This is a genomic window from Streptomyces sp. NPDC050674, from assembly GCF_040654575.1.
Classification (GTDB): Bacteria; Actinomycetota; Actinomycetes; order Streptomycetales; family Streptomycetaceae; genus Streptomyces.
Genome location: NZ_JBFAIG010000012.1, coordinates 185,868 through 200,614, shown reverse-complemented (window position 1 = coordinate 200,614; position 14,747 = coordinate 185,868). Strand labels below are relative to the sequence as shown.

Annotated in this window: 11 protein-coding genes; 10 read left to right on the top strand and 1 reads right to left on the bottom strand. The window is 73.4% G+C overall.

The window, feature by feature from the left end; genetic code table 11:
• Positions 1-40: 40 nt before the first annotated feature.
• Positions 41-1,387, bottom strand: coding sequence for a homogentisate 1,2-dioxygenase (gene hmgA / locus AB0I06_RS21420; protein WP_363120396.1), 1,347 nt, complete (start codon positions 1,385-1,387; stop codon positions 41-43).
• Positions 1,388-1,540: 153 nt separating this feature from the next.
• Between hmgA and AB0I06_RS21415 the strand changes: the two genes are divergently transcribed.
• The 10 genes from AB0I06_RS21415 to AB0I06_RS21370 all read left to right on the top strand — a co-directional run bounded on the left by AB0I06_RS21415 (position 1,541) and on the right by AB0I06_RS21370 (position 14,673).
• On the top strand, positions 1,541-2,137 hold the full coding sequence (locus tag AB0I06_RS21415; protein WP_363120395.1) for a hypothetical protein: 597 nt from the start codon (positions 1,541-1,543) through the stop codon (positions 2,135-2,137).
• The gene (locus AB0I06_RS21410; protein ID WP_363120394.1) at positions 2,134-2,754 is read left to right on the top strand and encodes a TetR/AcrR family transcriptional regulator; all 621 of its coding nucleotides are present in this window, start codon (positions 2,134-2,136) and stop codon (positions 2,752-2,754) included. The genes AB0I06_RS21415 and AB0I06_RS21410 overlap by 4 nt, the downstream gene beginning before the upstream one ends.
• A gap of 94 nt (positions 2,755-2,848) precedes the next feature.
• Positions 2,849-5,116: a molybdopterin oxidoreductase family protein gene (locus tag AB0I06_RS21405; RefSeq protein ID WP_363120393.1), complete on the top strand. Its 2,268-nt coding sequence runs from the start codon at positions 2,849-2,851 to the stop codon at positions 5,114-5,116.
• A gap of 134 nt (positions 5,117-5,250) precedes the next feature.
• Positions 5,251-6,693 carry a citrate:proton symporter gene (locus AB0I06_RS21400; protein WP_363120392.1) on the top strand — a complete coding sequence of 481 codons (1,443 nt, stop codon included), beginning with the start codon at positions 5,251-5,253 and terminating at the stop codon, positions 6,691-6,693.
• Between the two features lie 23 nt (positions 6,694-6,716).
• A complete protein-coding gene (locus AB0I06_RS21395) occupies positions 6,717-8,030 on the top strand; it encodes an MFS transporter (RefSeq protein WP_363120391.1) in 1,314 nt (437 codons plus the stop codon).
• Positions 8,031-8,130: 100 nt separating this feature from the next.
• On the top strand, positions 8,131-8,718 hold the full coding sequence (locus AB0I06_RS21390) for a hypothetical protein (protein ID WP_363120390.1): 588 nt from the start codon (positions 8,131-8,133) through the stop codon (positions 8,716-8,718).
• A 640-nt stretch (positions 8,719-9,358) separates the two neighbouring features.
• Positions 9,359-10,459: a class F sortase gene (locus AB0I06_RS21385; protein WP_363120389.1), complete on the top strand. Its 1,101-nt coding sequence runs from the start codon at positions 9,359-9,361 to the stop codon at positions 10,457-10,459.
• Between the two features lie 198 nt (positions 10,460-10,657).
• Positions 10,658-12,037: an ABC transporter ATP-binding protein gene (locus AB0I06_RS21380; RefSeq protein WP_363120388.1), complete on the top strand. Its 1,380-nt coding sequence runs from the start codon at positions 10,658-10,660 to the stop codon at positions 12,035-12,037.
• Positions 12,038-12,181: 144 nt separating this feature from the next.
• Positions 12,182-13,570 carry an aldehyde dehydrogenase family protein gene (locus AB0I06_RS21375; RefSeq protein WP_363120387.1) on the top strand — a complete coding sequence of 463 codons (1,389 nt, stop codon included), beginning with the start codon at positions 12,182-12,184 and terminating at the stop codon, positions 13,568-13,570.
• A gap of 20 nt (positions 13,571-13,590) precedes the next feature.
• Positions 13,591-14,673, top strand: coding sequence for a Zn-dependent alcohol dehydrogenase (locus tag AB0I06_RS21370; protein WP_363120386.1), 1,083 nt, complete (start codon positions 13,591-13,593; stop codon positions 14,671-14,673).
• Positions 14,674-14,747 lie beyond the last annotated feature (74 nt).

The following is a 14,747-nucleotide window of genomic DNA, read 5'->3' as shown; positions in this document are numbered from 1 at the left end:
AACTCCGGGGGAGGAGGAGCGGCGCTCCGCCGACCGACCGCTAGGGGCGGAAGTGCCGCTCCAGGCCCTGCCAGACGTCGTCGTAGCGCTGCTGGAGGTGTTCGGCGCGGGCCGCGTGCGGGGTGAGGGTGAGCGGCCAGCGCGTCTCGAACATGAACGCCAGCCCGTCGTCGATCTTCTGCGGCTTCAGCTCGGCGGCGCTCGCCCGGTCGAAGGTCTCCCGGTCCGGGCCGTGGGCCGACATCATGTTGTGCAGCGAACCGCCGCCCGGCACGAAGCCCTCGGCCTTGGCGTCGTAGGCGCCCTCGATCAGCCCCATGTACTCGCTCATCACGTTCCGGTGGAAGTACGGCGGCCGGAAGGTGTCCTCGCCCACCAGCCAGCGCGGCGCGAACACCACGAAGTCCACACCGGCCAGCCCCGGGGTGTCCGACGGGGACGTCAGCACCGTGAAGATCGACGGGTCCGGGTGGTCGTAGGTGATGGTGCCGAGCGCGTTGAAGCGGCGCAGGTCGTAGACGTAGGGCACGTGGTTGCCGTGCCAGGCCACGACATCGAGGGGGGAGTGGTCGTAGGTGGCCGTCCACAGGTTGCCGCAGAACTTGTTCACCACCTCCACCGGGCCCTCGACGTCCTCGTACGCGGCGACCGGGGCGCGGAAGTCCCGGGGGTTGGCGAGCCCGTTGGCGCCGATCGGGCCGAGGTCGGGGAGGCGGAAGGGCGCGCCGTAGTTCTCGCACACATAGCCGCAGGCGGACTCGTCGAGCAGTTCCACACGGAAGCGGACACCACGCGGGATCAGCGCCACATGTCCCGGCTCCACATGCAGCAGCCCGAACTCGGTGCGCAGCAGCAGCCCCCCGCGCTCCGGCACGATCAGCAGCTCCCCGTCCGCGTCGCTGAACACCCGGTCCATGGAGGCGTTGGCGGTGTACAGGTGGACCGCGATGCCGGTGCGCTGGGTGGCGTCGCCGTTGCCGCCCAGGGTCCACAGGCCGGCCAGGAAGTCGGTCTCGGGCGCCGGGTCGGGCAGCGGGTTCCAGCGCAGGCGGTTGGGGTCGGGCACGGTCTGGGTGAAGGGGGCGGTGCGCACCGAGCCGTTGTGGGTGCGGGTGAACGCCGGGTGCGCGGCCGACGGCCGGATCCGGTACAGCCAGGAGCGGCGGTTGTGCGCCCGGGGCTCGGTGAACGCCGAACCGCTCAACTGCTCCGCGTACAGCCCGAGCGGGGCCCGCTGGGGTGAGTTGCGGCCCTCGGGCAGTGCGCCCGGGACGGCCTGCGAGCTGTGCTCGTTGCCGAAGCCGGAGAGGTAGGTCAGCCCTTCGGCGGTCTTCCGCGCGTTCTCACGCTCGAACCCGCTCGCGCGGGACGTGTCCCCGTCGCCCATGTGTGCCGCTCCCTTGCGATCCGATTCCTATGCATCACCGTAGGATTGCGATTTCCCCGACGCAAGAGGGGCGCGCCCCTCCTCTTGACGGATGACGCGAACCCGACTTGAGGACGATCCGCCGGGCCGGACGTGTGTTCTACGCTCACCGGCATGTCGTGGACACGGAGACCTTTCGCCGCGCTCGCGGTCTGTGTCCTCCTTCTGACCGGATCCGCGGGCTGCGGCTCCGATGACGCCGGGCGGGGTGCCGCGTCGCCCTCCCCGGTCGGCAAGCTCCTGGAGGACCGGGACCCCGAGGGCCGGCCCTACCGCGAGGTCGCGCCGGAGGAGGCGCCCGACGTCGGGATCGAGGTGCAGCCCGACGCGGCCGGCGGCTGGGACGTACGCCTGACCGTGCGGAACTTCCGCTTCTCGCCGGCCGGCGCGGCGGCCCGGGCGGTGGCCGGGCGCGGTCTGGCGCACCTCTACGTCGACGGCCGTCCCGTCGCCCGGCTCCGCGCCCCGGCCTACCGGCTCGACGCGCGCCTCGTACCGCGCGGCACGCACCGCGTCACGGCCCGCCTCTACGCCGACGACGCCACCGTCTGGGCCGTGGACGGCAAGCCCGTGGAGAGCACGGCCGACATCACCGCCTCGGAGCCCGGCCCGGACCTGACGCCGGACGCCGCCTCCCGGCGCAAGGCCCGGGCGATGGGGACGGACCCCGGGGGGCGAGGTTCACCGGACCACGCCGGAACGGCATCATGATGCCCGTGCCCCACGCGACCTCGCTCCGCCGTGCGCCCGTGCAGCGGCGCAGTGCCGAACGCCTGACCAGGATCCTCGACGCCTGCGCCGACCTCCTCGACGAGGTCGGCTACGAGGCCCTGAGCACCCGTGCCGTGGCCCAGCGGGCCGAGGTGCCGATCGGCTCCGTCTACCGCTTCTTCGGCAACAAGCGCCAGATGGCCGACGCCCTCGCCCAGCGCAACCTGGAGCGGTACTCGGCGCGCGTCACCGAGCGCCTCCAGCGGGCCGGCGGGGACGGGGGCTGGCGCACCGCCATGGACGCCGTGCTCGACGAGTACCTGGAGATGAAGCGCACCGCGCCCGGGTTCTCCCTGGTCGACTTCGGCAACCAGATCCCGGTCGGGGCCCGCCACGCCGAACCCAACCACCGCGTCGCCGACCGTCTCACCGAGCTCCTCTCCGGCCATCTCGACCGCGAGCCCGACGAGGACCTGCGCCGCGTCTTCCTCGTCGCCGTCGAGACCGCCGACACCCTCGTCCACCTGGCGTTCCGGGTCGCGCCCGAGGGGGACCGGCGGATCATCGACGAGGCCCGGGAGATGCTGCGGGCCTACTTGGCCCGGGCGCTCGACTGACTCCGCTCCCCACAAGGCCTCCCCGCCGTCCATACCGGTCGGTATGCTCGGGCGCGTCAGCGCGTCACCGTAGCCGCCGCCCCCGGGAGGACCCGTGTCCCGCACCGCCCTGCGTATCTGTCCCCTGTGTGAGGCCACCTGCGGCCTGACCCTCACCATCGAGGGGACGCGCGTCACCCACGCCCGCGGGGACCGCGACGACGTGTTCAGCCGGGGGTTCATCTGCCCCAAGGGGGCCTCCTTCGGTGCCCTCGACTCCGACCCCGACCGGCTGCGCACGCCGCTGGTGCGCCGGGACGGCGAGCTGCGCGAGGCCACCTGGGAGGAGGCCTTCGACGCGGTCGCCGCCGGTATCCGGCCCGTCGTGGAGCGCCACGGCCCGAACTCCGTCGGGGTCGTCCTCGGCAACCCCAACGTGCACACCATGGCCGGTGCCCTCTACCCGCCGGTCCTGCTCGCCGGGCTCGGCACCCGCAGCGTCTTCACCGCCTCCACGGTCGACCAGATGCCCAAGCACGTCTCCAGCGGCCTGCTCTTCGGCGACGCGAACGCCATCCCCGTGCCCGACCTCGACCACACCGACCACCTGCTCCTGATCGGCGCCAACCCCCTGGAGTCCAACGGCAGTCTGTGCACCGCCGCCGACTTCCCGGGCAAACTCAAGGCGCTCAAGGCCCGGGGCGGCAGGCTCGTCGTGATCGACCCGCGGCGCACCCGCACCGCCGGGCTCGCCGACCGGCACATCGCGATCCGGCCCGGCACCGACGCGCTGCTGCTGGCGGCGATGGCACGGGTGCTCTTCGACGAAGACCTCGTCGCCCCCACCCCGCACGTCCAAGACGTCGAGGAACTGTCCGATGCCCTCAGGGAGTTCACCCCCGAGGCCGTCGCCGAGGCCTGCGACGTCGAGGCGGGCGTCATCCGCGCCCTCGCCCGTGACCTCGCCGCCGCCCCGACCGCCGCCGTCTACGGCCGGATCGGCAGCTGCACCGTCGCGCACGGCACCCTCGCCAGCTGGCTCGTCGACGTGCTGAACATCCTCACCGGCAACCTCGACCGGCCCGGCGGCGCGCTCTTCCCGCAGGCCGCCACCGACAAGACCCCCCGCCCCGCCGGACCCGGACGCGGCTTCGCCCTCGGGCGCTGGCACTCCCGGGTGAGCCGGCACCCCGAGGCCAAGGGCGAACTGCCGTTGTCGGCCCTGGCGGAGGAGATCGACACCGCCACCGAAGAGGGCGAGCCGGTCCGCGCGCTCATCGCCGTCGCCGCCAACCCCGTGCTCTCCGCGCCCGACGGCGACCGGCTCGACAAGGCGCTCGCCTCGCTCGACTTCATGGTCAGCGTCGACCCGTACCTCAACGAGACCTCGCGCCACGCCCACGTGGTCCTGCCCCCGCCGCCGCCCTCCCAGAGCCCGCACCACGACTTCGCCTTCAACACCCTCGCCGTCCGCAACCAGGTCCGCTACACCCGCCCCGCCGTCCCCCTGGAGCCGGGCCGCATGGCCGAGACGGAGATCCTGGCCCGGCTGATCCTCGCCGTGACCGGCATGGCCGGGGCCGACCCCGGAGCCGTCGACGAGATGGTCATCGGCCAGACGCTCGGCAAGGCGGTCCGGGAGCCCCACTCGCCCGTGCACGGCCGCGATCCGCAGGAGCTGGCCGCCGCGCTCACCGGCGACACCGGCCCCGAGCGACGGCTCGACATGATGCTGCGCCTCGGCCCCTACGGCGACGGCTTCGGCGCCCGGCCGGACGGACTCGGTCTGGACAAGCTCCTCGCGCACCCGCACGGCATCGACCTCGGCCCGCTCGCAGCCCGCCTGCCGCAACCGCTGAAGACCCGCAGCGGAAAGGTGGAGCTGCTGCCCGAGCCGATCGCCGCCGACCTGCCCCGCCTGCGCGCGGCCCTCGCCGACCGCCCCGGGGGACTCGTCCTGGTCGGCCGCCGCCATCTGCGCTCCAACAACAGCTGGATGCACAACGTGCCCGCCCTCACCGGCGGCTCCAACCGCTGCACCCTGCACCTCCACCCCGAGGACGCCGAGCGGCTGGGCGTCGAGGACGGGGCCGCCGTGCGCGTCAAGGGCGCCGGGGGAGAGGTCACCGCACCCGCCGAGGTCACGGACGCGATCCGTCCCGGGGTCGTGAGCCTGCCGCACGGATGGGGCCACAACCGTCCCGGCACCCGTCTGAGCCACGCCTCCACCGACCCCGGGGTCAACGTCAACCAGCTCCTCGACGGCCGGCTGCTCGACCCGCTGTCGGGCAACGCGGTCCTCAACGCAGTGCCGGTCGAGGTGACCCCCGCGACGGCCCCGGAAGGTGCCTCCATGACCGAAAAGCTCACCGCTCTGACCTGAGCAAAGCTGTGACCAGCAGTTTTGCGCTTATTGCTCGCACGTCAACGTCTTGTTAACGCTGCTTGAACGGACCTAACGTCTCGGACACCGCCGGCCCTGGTGGGAGTTCAAGGGCGAACGTTAGGTATCCACTCATGCTGACCATCCTCGGCTTCGCCATGATCGCGACCTTCCTGGTCCTGATCATGATGAAGAAGATGTCGCCGATCGCGGCGCTCGTGCTGATTCCCGCATTGTTCTGCGTGTTCGTCGGCAAGGGCGCCAAGCTCGGCGACTACGTCATCGACGGCGTGACCAGCCTCGCCCCCACCGCGGCGATGCTCATGTTCGCGATCGTCTACTTCGGCGTGATGATCGACGTCGGTCTCTTCGACCCGATCGTCCGCGGCATCCTCAAGTTCTGCAAAGCAGACCCGATGCGGATCGTCGTCGGCACCGCCGTGCTCGCCGCGATCGTGTCGCTGGACGGCGACGGCTCGACGACCTTCATGATCACCGTCTCGGCGATGTACCCGCTGTACAAGCGCCTGAAGATGAGCCTGGTCGTGATGACCGGTGTCGCCGCCATGGCCAACGGCGTGATGAACACCCTCCCCTGGGGCGGCCCGACCGCCCGCGCCGCGACCGCGCTGAAGCTCGACGCCAGCGACATCTTCGTCCCGATGATCCCGGCGCTCCTGGTCGGCCTGCTCTTCGTCTTCGTCCTGTCCTACGTGCTGGGTGTGCGCGAGCGCCGGCGCCTGGGCGTGCTGACCCTCGACGAGGTGCTGGTGGAGGAGAAGGAGACCGAGACGGTCCTCGTCGGCGCCGGCGGCTCCGGCGACGGCAAGGTCTCGATGCGCAAGGGCGGCACGGCCGCCGCGGGTGGCGCGGGCTCCGGCACGGACGCCCCCGCGGGGACCACCGGCCCGGAGAGCTCCGCCGAGGACGACGGCTTCCAGGGCCTCGACCCGAACCGGGCCACCCTGCGCCCCAAGCTCTACTGGTTCAACGCGCTGCTCACGGTCACCCTGCTCACCGCCATGATCATGGAGTGGCTGCCGATCCCGGTGCTGTTCCTGATCGGCGCCGCGCTCGTCCTCTCGGTGAACTTCCCCCACATCCCCGACCAGAGGGCCCGCCTGGCCGCCCACGCCGACAACGTCCTGAACGTCTCCGGCATGGTCTTCGCCGCCGCCGTCTTCACCGGCGTCCTCCAGGGCACCGGCATGGTCGACCACATGGCCAAGTGGATGGTGGACGTCATCCCCGGCAGCATGGGCCCGCACATGGCCCTGGTCACCGGCATCCTGAGCCTGCCGCTCACCTACTTCATGTCCAACGACGGCTTCTACTTCGGTGTCCTGCCCGTCCTCGCCGAGGCCGGTGCCGCGCACGGCGTCACCCCGCTGGAGATGGCCCGCGCCTCGCTGGTCGGCCAGCCGCTGCACATGTCCAGCCCGCTCGTCCCGGCCGTCTACGTCCTGGTCGGCATGGCGAAGGTGGAGTTCGGCGACCACACGAGGTTCGTCGTGAAGTGGGCCGCCCTCACCTGCCTGGTCATCCTCGGCGCGGGCATGCTCTCCGGGATCATCTGAGCCACCTCATGGAGGACGTCAATGTGAGGCCCGGTGGGAACCGCGGCTGGCTGCTCCGCCTCGTCATCGCCTTCTCCTTCGCGCAGGGGGCGGTGTCGATGGCCCGGCCCGCCGTCTCCTACCGGGCCCTCGCGCTGGGCGCGGACGAACGCGCGATCGGTGTGATCGCCGGTGTGTACGCGCTGCTGCCCCTGTTCGCCGCCGTGCCGCTGGGCCGTCGCACCGACCACGGCCGCTGCGCGCCCCTGCTGCCGGTCGGCGTGGTCCTGATATCCGGCGGCTGCGCCCTCAGCGGGATCGCCGGCTCCCTGTGGACGATGGCCGTGTGGAGCGGGGTGATGGGCCTCGGGCACCTGTGCTTCGTCATCGGCTCCCAGTCCCTCGTCGCCCGCCAGTCCGCGCCGCACGAACAGGACCTCAACTTCGGCCACTTCACCATCGGGGCCGCACTCGGCCAGCTGGTCGGCCCGGTCGCCGCGGGCGCGCTGATCGGCGGCGAGGACATGGCCGGCAGCAGCACCCTCGCCCTGATCGTGGCCGGCGCCACCGCGGCCGTGGCGTTCACCTCGCTGTGGCGCATCGAGCACCGCCGCACGGCCTCCACGGCCCGGCCGGACAAGGGCGACCGCATCCCGGTCGGGGGCATCCTGCGCGCCCGGGGGGTACCGGCGGGCATCTTCATCAGCCTCGCCGTGCTGTCCGCCACCGACATCCTCACCGCCTACCTTCCGGTGGTCGGCGAACACCGGGGCATCGCGCCGTCGGTGATCGGCCTCCTGCTCAGTCTGCGCGCGGCGGCGACGATCGCCTGCCGCATGGTGCTGACGCCCCTGCTGCGGCTGCTCGGCCGGACCCTGCTGCTGACGCTCACCTGCCTGCTGGCGGCACTGCTGTGCACGGGCATCGCGCTGCCGCTGCCGGTGTGGGCGCTCGCACTGCTGCTGGCCGTGCTCGGCTTCTGCCTCGGGGTCGGTCAGCCGCTGTCCATGACGACGGTCGTCCAGGCCGCCCCCGACGACGCCCGCTCCACGGCCCTGGCCCTGCGTCTGACCGGCAACCGGCTCGGTCAGGTCGCCGCACCAGCCGGGGCCGGGCTGATCGCCGGAGTCGCGGGCGCGGCGGCGCCGTTCGTGATGCTCGGCGGGCTGTTGCTGCTGTCGTCCGCGGTCGCCGTGCGGTCGCGACGACGGGAGCCGCCGGAGTCTGAGGATGAGGCAGAGGTGGAGGCAGAGCTGGAGGAGGCGGAGGACGGCTCCAAGACGCCCGAGGACGAGGCCCGCGGGGCGCGAAAAGGCCTGCCGAGTGCGGGGGCGCTGCGCCGGAAGAGCGATATCTGACGCGTCTTAGGGCGGTGCTGCCGCCTTTTCGGTGGTCGGGTGACAGAGAGTCAGATGACGAGGTGTTTGTATGTAAATCATCTGACTGGGAGGCATGTTCATGCCCGTCGTACCCCTCGCGCGCAGTGCCGGCGCCCGCACCGCCGTCGTCGCCGCCCTCACCCTCGCAGGGACCGCCCTGAGCGGGGTGTCCGCCGTCGCCGCTCCCATCCCGGGGGACAACGGAGACGTCAAGATCCACGCCAGCACGACGGCCGCGGCCAATCAGCGCAACGACCCGAAGGTCTGCGACTTCTACCTCGCCGCGTTCAACTTCGACGCGGGCGAGAAGGTCAACTGGACCATCCAGACCCAGCCCGAGGTCCCGGGCGGGGCCACGCGCACCGGCACCTTCACCGCCGACGCGACCGGCAAGGGCCGCACCACGGCCGTCGACCTGCCCAACGGGCAGTACAAGCTGACCTGGCTCACCGACCAGGCCCACGGCGCCGGCAAGTTCAAGGTGTTCAAGGTCGACTGCCCGACCTCCAAGCCGACGACACCGGTCGGCGGCCCGCCGGCCGGCGGTGGCGGCATCGCCCGTGGTGAGGCTTTCACACCGGTCACCGGCGCGGCCGCGGTCGGCCTGGCAGCCGTCGCCGGGACGGTCTGGTTCCGGCTCCGTCGCCGCCCCGATGGCGCCGCGTAGGCCGGGTTCCACGGATCGCTCCGCCCGGGCGGGTCAGGGCGGTGGCGCGCTCGGGCCGGACGCCGGGCCGGTGAGGCGCAGGGGCGGTGCCGCAGCCGGCGCCGCCCCTGCGGCGCGGCGTGGGGCCGGTGACGGTTCGGGCGACGCGCCCTCGGAGCGACGCGGGAAGGGTTCCGGTTCCGCCCGTGCGCTGTCGGGGCGGCGCACGGGCGGAACCGGGGCCGCCCCGGATCCCGTGGGGCCACGGGGAGCTGCCGCCGGAGCCGGGGTGAGGCGCGGGGGCGATTCCGGATTCGCCGCGCCTCCAGTGGCCCGGCGAGGTGCCGGTGCCGCTCGCGTGCCGTCGGGGCGGCGTGGGGCAGGGAGGGCCGCGGAGGCCGGGTTCCGGCGTGGGGCAGGGACGGTCGCGGCGACGCGGTTTCGGCATGGGGCCGGGACGGTCGCGGAGGCCGGGTTCCGGCGCGGCGCCGGGGCTGCGGCCGTCCCCGTGGTCCGGCGTGGTTCCGGCTCCGGCTCCGGCAACGGCACCGTTCCTCCCGGACGTTCCTCCCTGTCCGCCGACGTCCCCGGGGCGTGGTCCGGGCGGTCCCGCAGGCCCTGGTACAGGAGGCGTGCCTTCCGGCTGACGCGGACGATCGTGATGGCCGTCTCGCTGCTGCTGGTGGTGGGGGTCTGCTGGAACCGGGGCGACGAGCCGAGCGGCACGGTCACGGCCCTCCCACCCGACTTCACCACGGCCGCCCATCCGGCCGGTTCCGGCACGGGTACCGCCGCCCTGGCGGGAGCCCCCGGCGCAGGTGCCCGGCCGGGAATCCCCGACGCGGGCGAGGGCGCCGCGTCCGGAACCCCCGGTACGGGCAAGGGCGCCGCATCCGGAACCCCCGGTACGGGCAAGGCTGCCGCGTCCGGAACCCCCGGTACGGGCAAGGGCGCCGCATCCGGAGCCCCCGGCAGAACCGTCCCGCCGGGAACCTCCGGCGCAACCAAGGCCGCCCCACCGGGCGCCCCCGCCCCCCGCGTCGCCACCCCTCCACCCCGCTCGACCGCACCCGGCTCCCACCCCCGCACGCCCCCACCCCAGGCACCCGCGACCCCCAAGGCCGACGCCCCTGCCACCGCGCCTCGTGCCCAGGGACCCCGGCCGCCCCGGTCCTCCACCCCCGGGCTCCGTAAGGGCAGCCCCGCGCACGCCGACCGCCCCGCAGCCGCCGCCCCGCGCCCCGCCCCCCGGCGTGCCGCCCCCGCCGCCCGCAAGCCCCGCCCCCCGGCAGGCCTCCGGCCGCTGCCCCGTTCCCGGGCCACCCGCCTCCTCATCCCCTACCTCCGTCTCGACGCCCCGGTCATGGACCTCGGCCTCGACCGCGACCGGCGCCTCACCGCGCCCCCGGACGACGACCCCGAGCTCGTCGGCTGGTACCGGCACGGTCCCTCGCCCGGGGAACAGGGCACCGCCGTGGCCGTCGGGCATCTGGACACGGACAGCGGGCCCGCGGTCTTCGCCGGGCTGACCGAACTGAGACGAGGCCGCCTCATCAAGGCCCGCCGCGCCGACGGACGGACCGCCGTCTACACGGTCGACAAGATCAAGTCGTACGAGAAGGCCGACTTCCCGAGCCAGGAGGTGTACGGCGCCCGGGGACGCCCCGAGCTGCGCCTGATCACCTGCGGCGGCAGCTACGACCGCAGGAAGGGTTACTCCGGGAACTTGGTCGTCTTCGCCCACCTCACCGGCGTCCGCTGACCCCCGGCCGGCCCCGGACGACGGCTGAACGGAGCCGTCCGCTTTCTCACCAGCTGGACCGAAGCCCTCGATCACGCCCGGCGTCTTCCCCGCGCCGCACACATTCCGTTAACTTCCGTGACGCACAGCCCCGTACGGCCCGTACGGGGCTTCCGACCGCGGAGCACCAGCGCCCTGATGACCCCTCGGGGGCCCCTCATGACACGCGCCATCTCCCTCCAGGACGTGAGCAAGTCCTACACGCGGGGTGTCCGCGTCGTGGACCGCCTGTCGCTGGACATCGCGCCCGGCGAGTTCCTCGTGCTGCTCGGTCCGTCCGGCTGCGGCAAGTCGACCGTGCTCCGAATGATCGCCGGGCTGGAGGAGATCGACGAGGGCCGGCTGCTGCTCGACGGCGAGTACGCCAACGATCTGCCGCCGTCCGGCCGGGACATGGCGATGGTCTTCCAGAACTTCGCCCTCTACCCGAACATGACCGGCCGCGCCAACATCGGCTTCCCGCTGCGCTTCGAGGACCCGGCCGCGGATCCCCGCCCCCGTGTCGACGCCACCGCCCGCATGCTCGGCATCGAGGAGCTCCTCGACCGCCTCCCCGCTCAGCTCTCCGGCGGCGAACGCCAGCGCGTGGCCATGGGCCGGGCCATCGCCCGCCACCCCTCCGCCTTCCTCATGGACGAGCCGCTGTCCAACCTCGACGCCAAGCTCCGCACCCATCTGCGGGCCGAGATCTCGCGGCTGACGAAGGAACTGGGCGTCACGACGATCTACGTCACCCACGACCAGGCCGAGGCGATGTCGCTGGGCGACCGGGTCGCCGTGCTGCGCGGCGGGGTGCTCCAGCAGGTCGACACCCCCCGCGCGGTCTACGCGCTGCCCAGCAACGTCTTCGTCGCCACCTTCATCGGCACCCCGCGCATCAACCTGCTGCGCGGCCTGGTCCGCGCCCCGCTCGACGGGGCGATGACCATCAGCCTGGGCAAGCAGTTCCTGCGCCTGCCCGAACCGCTCTCCCCGGACCATCAGTTGCTGCGTGTGCAGCAGGGCCGCGAGGTCATCGTCGGGCTGCGCTCGGAGGCGGTGCGGATCGCGCCCAAGTTCTGGGCTTCGCTCGGACAGGGGGCGCCCCCCTGGCACAGTGCGGTCCGCCCCTGGGAGGTGCCGATCACCGGCCTGGTCGAGCACGTGGAGTTCCAGGGGCACGAGATCCTCGTCCACTTCGACACCGGCTCCAGCCCCGCGGTCGTCCCGGAGCTGGAGGCCCCGCGCCCGCGTCCCGGCCGTCCGGCCCGGCGGCGCCGCCGCGAGGTCTCCGCCCTCACCCGTCTGCGGGAGCGGACCGGAGCCGGCCGGGCCGGGCCCGTGGTGGAGCTGGAGCACCCCGGCGACGCCGATCCCCGTCCCGCGGCCGCCGAACCCCGGCTGCCCGGCGACCTCATCGTCCGCACCACCCCGGACCTGGCCCTCCGGCACGGCATGCAGGTGCCGCTCCTGGTCGACCTCGCCCACCTGTTCGTCTTCGACCAGCGCGGCGACCGCATCTGCCCGAGCCCGGCGCATCTGCCCGACCTCGAGGAGTGAGCAGCCGCACACCCGGGCCGGGCCCCGGCCGTGCTGTGATGACCGGGACCGGGTGCGCCCGGCACCCCGCGATGTCTGGCGCCATAAAACTATCGCCGCTAGTTTATGTGTCGGACGACGACGCCCCGCCCCGGAGGAAGCGCGATGAAGGCACACGACGGCATGTACATCGGGGGCGCCTGGCGCCCCGCCGCCGGCCAGGACGTGATCGAGGTCGTGAACCCGGTCGACGAGCAGATCATCGGCACGGTCCCGGCGGGCACCGCCGAGGACGTCGACGCCGCCGTACGGGCCGCCCGCGCCGCCCTGCCGGCCTGGGCCGCCACCCCGCCCGCCGAGCGCGCGGCGCGCCTGTCCGCACTGCGGGACGTGCTGGCCGCCCGCGCGGACGAGATCGCCGAGACCGTCACGGCCGAACTCGGCTCGCCGCTGAAGTTCTCGCAGGCCGTCCACGCGGCCGTGCCGATCGCGGTCGCGGGCTCCTACGCCGAGCTGGCGGGCACGTACGCCTTCGAGGAGAAGACCGGCAACTCCGTCGTGCACCACGAGCCGATCGGCGTCGTGGCCGCGATCACCCCCTGGAACTACCCGCTTCACCAGATCGTCGCCAAGGTCGCGCCGGCCCTCGCGGCCGGCTGCACGGTCGTGGTGAAGCCCGCCGAGGACACCCCGCTCGTCGCCCGGCTCTTCGCCGGCGCCGTGCACGAGGCCGGGGTCCCGGCGGGCGTCTTCAACCTGGTCACCGGCCTCGGCCCGGTCGCCGGCCAGGCCCTCGCCGAGCACCCCGGCGTCGACCTGGTCTCCTTCACCGGCTCGACCGCCGTCGGCCGCCGGATCGCCGCGATCGCCGCCGGACAGATCAAGAAGGTCGCCCTCGAACTGGGCGGCAAGTCCGCCAACGTCATCCTGCCGACCGCCGACCTGGCCAAGGCCGTCAACGTCGGCGTCGCCAACGTCATGTCCAACTCCGGGCAGACGTGCAGCGCCTGGACGCGGATGCTGGTCCACCGCGAGCAGTACGACGAGGCCGTCGAGCTCGCCGCCGCCGCGGCGGCCAAGTACGGCGAGCGCATCGGCCCGGTCGTCAACGCCACGCAGCTCGACCGGGTGCGCGGCTACATCGACAAGGGCGTCGCCGAGGGCGCCCGCCTGGTCGCCGGCGGTTCCGAGGCACCGCGCGAGAAGGGCTACTTCGTCAGCCCCACCGTCTTCGCCGACGTCACGCCGGACATGACCATCGCCCAGGAGGAGATCTTCGGCCCGGTCCTGTCGATCCTCGCCTACGAGGACGAGGAGGACGCCCTGCGCATCGCCAACGGCACGGTCTACGGCCTGGCCGGCGCGGTCTGGGCCGGGGACGAGGCCGAGGCCGTGGCCTTCGCGCGCCGGATGGAGACCGGCCAGGTCGACATCAACGGCGGCCGCTTCAACCCCCTCGCCCCCTTCGGCGGCTACAAGCAGTCCGGCGTGGGCCGCGAACTCGGCGTCCACGGCCTGGCCGAGTACCTCCAGACCAAGTCCCTCCAGTTCTAGTCAGGGGAGTCCCTTCCGTCATGGCTGTCCGCGCCGCCGTCCTGCCCGCCGTCGGCTCCCCGCTGGAGATCACCGGCATCGAGCTGCCCGACCCCGGACCCGGCCAGGTCCGCGTCCGGCTCGCCGCCGCCGGGGTCTGCCACTCCGACCTGTCCCTGTCCGACGGCACCATGCGCCTGCCCGTCCCCGCCGTGCTCGGCCACGAGGGCGCCGGCACGGTCGTCAGCGTCGGCGAGGGCGTCACCCACGTCGCGCCCGGCGACGGGGTCGTCCTCAACTGGGCCCCGTCCTGCGGCTCCTGCCACGCCTGCTCGCTCGGCGAGGTGTGGCTGTGCGCCAACGCCCTGGGCGGTGCCGCCGAGGTCTACGCCCGCACCACCGGGGGCACCGACCTCCACCCCGGCCTCAACGTCGCCGCGTTCGCCGAGGAGACCGTCGTTTCCACGTCCTGCGTGCTGCCCGTCCCGGACGGCGTCCCGCTCACCGACGCGGCCCTGCTCGGCTGCGCGGTCCTCACCGGCTACGGCGCCGTCCACCACTCGGCCCGTGTCCGGCGGGGCGAGACGGTGGCGGTGTTCGGGGTCGGGGGAGTGGGCCTCTCCGCGATCCAGGCGGCCCGGATCGCGGGGGCCTCGAAGATCGTCGCGGTGGACGTGTCCGCCGGGAAGGAGGAGCTGGCCCGGGCGGCCGGTGCCACCGACTACCTGGTCGCCTCCGACACCACCGCCCGCGAGATCCGGGGCCTGACCGGCAAGCAGGGCGTCGACGTCGCCGTGGAGTGCGCCGGACGCGCCGTCAGCATCCGCGCCGCCTGGGACTCCACCCGGCGCGGCGGCCGCACCACGGTCGTCGGCATCGGCGGCAAGGACCAGCAGGTCACCTTCAACGCCCTGGAGATCTTCCACTGGGGCCGCACCCTCTCCGGCTGCGTCTACGGCAACTCGAACCCGGCCGAGGACCTCCCGGTGCTGGCCGAACACGTCCGGGCCGGCCGCCTCGACCTCTCCGCCCTGGTGACGGAGCGCATCTCCCTGGACGGCATCCCGGCGGCCTTCGAGAACATGCTGGCGGGCAAGGGCGGCCGGTCCCTGGTCGTCTTCTAGCCCTCTCTCCCGGTGCCCCGGCCTCCTCGCGAGGCCGGGGCCTTCGGCATGCCCGGACCCGCGGTCGATGCCAT

Bases quoted from the DNA above. Each gene is read 5' to 3' on its own strand.
- hmgA (WP_363120396.1), bottom strand. From the start codon at position 1,387: ATGGGCGACGGGGACACGTCCCGCGCGAGCGGGTTCGAGCGTGAGAAC.
- AB0I06_RS21415 (WP_363120395.1), top strand. From the start codon at position 1,541: ATGTCGTGGACACGGAGACCTTTCGCCGCGCTCGCGGTCTGTGTCCTC.
- AB0I06_RS21410 (WP_363120394.1), top strand. From the start codon at position 2,134: ATGATGCCCGTGCCCCACGCGACCTCGCTCCGCCGTGCGCCCGTGCAG.
- AB0I06_RS21400 (WP_363120392.1), top strand. From the start codon at position 5,251: ATGCTGACCATCCTCGGCTTCGCCATGATCGCGACCTTCCTGGTCCTG.
- AB0I06_RS21390 (WP_363120390.1), top strand. From the start codon at position 8,131: ATGCCCGTCGTACCCCTCGCGCGCAGTGCCGGCGCCCGCACCGCCGTC.
- AB0I06_RS21385 (WP_363120389.1), top strand. From the start codon at position 9,359: ATGGCCGTCTCGCTGCTGCTGGTGGTGGGGGTCTGCTGGAACCGGGGC.
- AB0I06_RS21380 (WP_363120388.1), top strand. From the start codon at position 10,658: ATGACACGCGCCATCTCCCTCCAGGACGTGAGCAAGTCCTACACGCGG.
- AB0I06_RS21375 (WP_363120387.1), top strand. From the start codon at position 12,182: ATGAAGGCACACGACGGCATGTACATCGGGGGCGCCTGGCGCCCCGCC.
- AB0I06_RS21370 (WP_363120386.1), top strand. From the start codon at position 13,591: ATGGCTGTCCGCGCCGCCGTCCTGCCCGCCGTCGGCTCCCCGCTGGAG.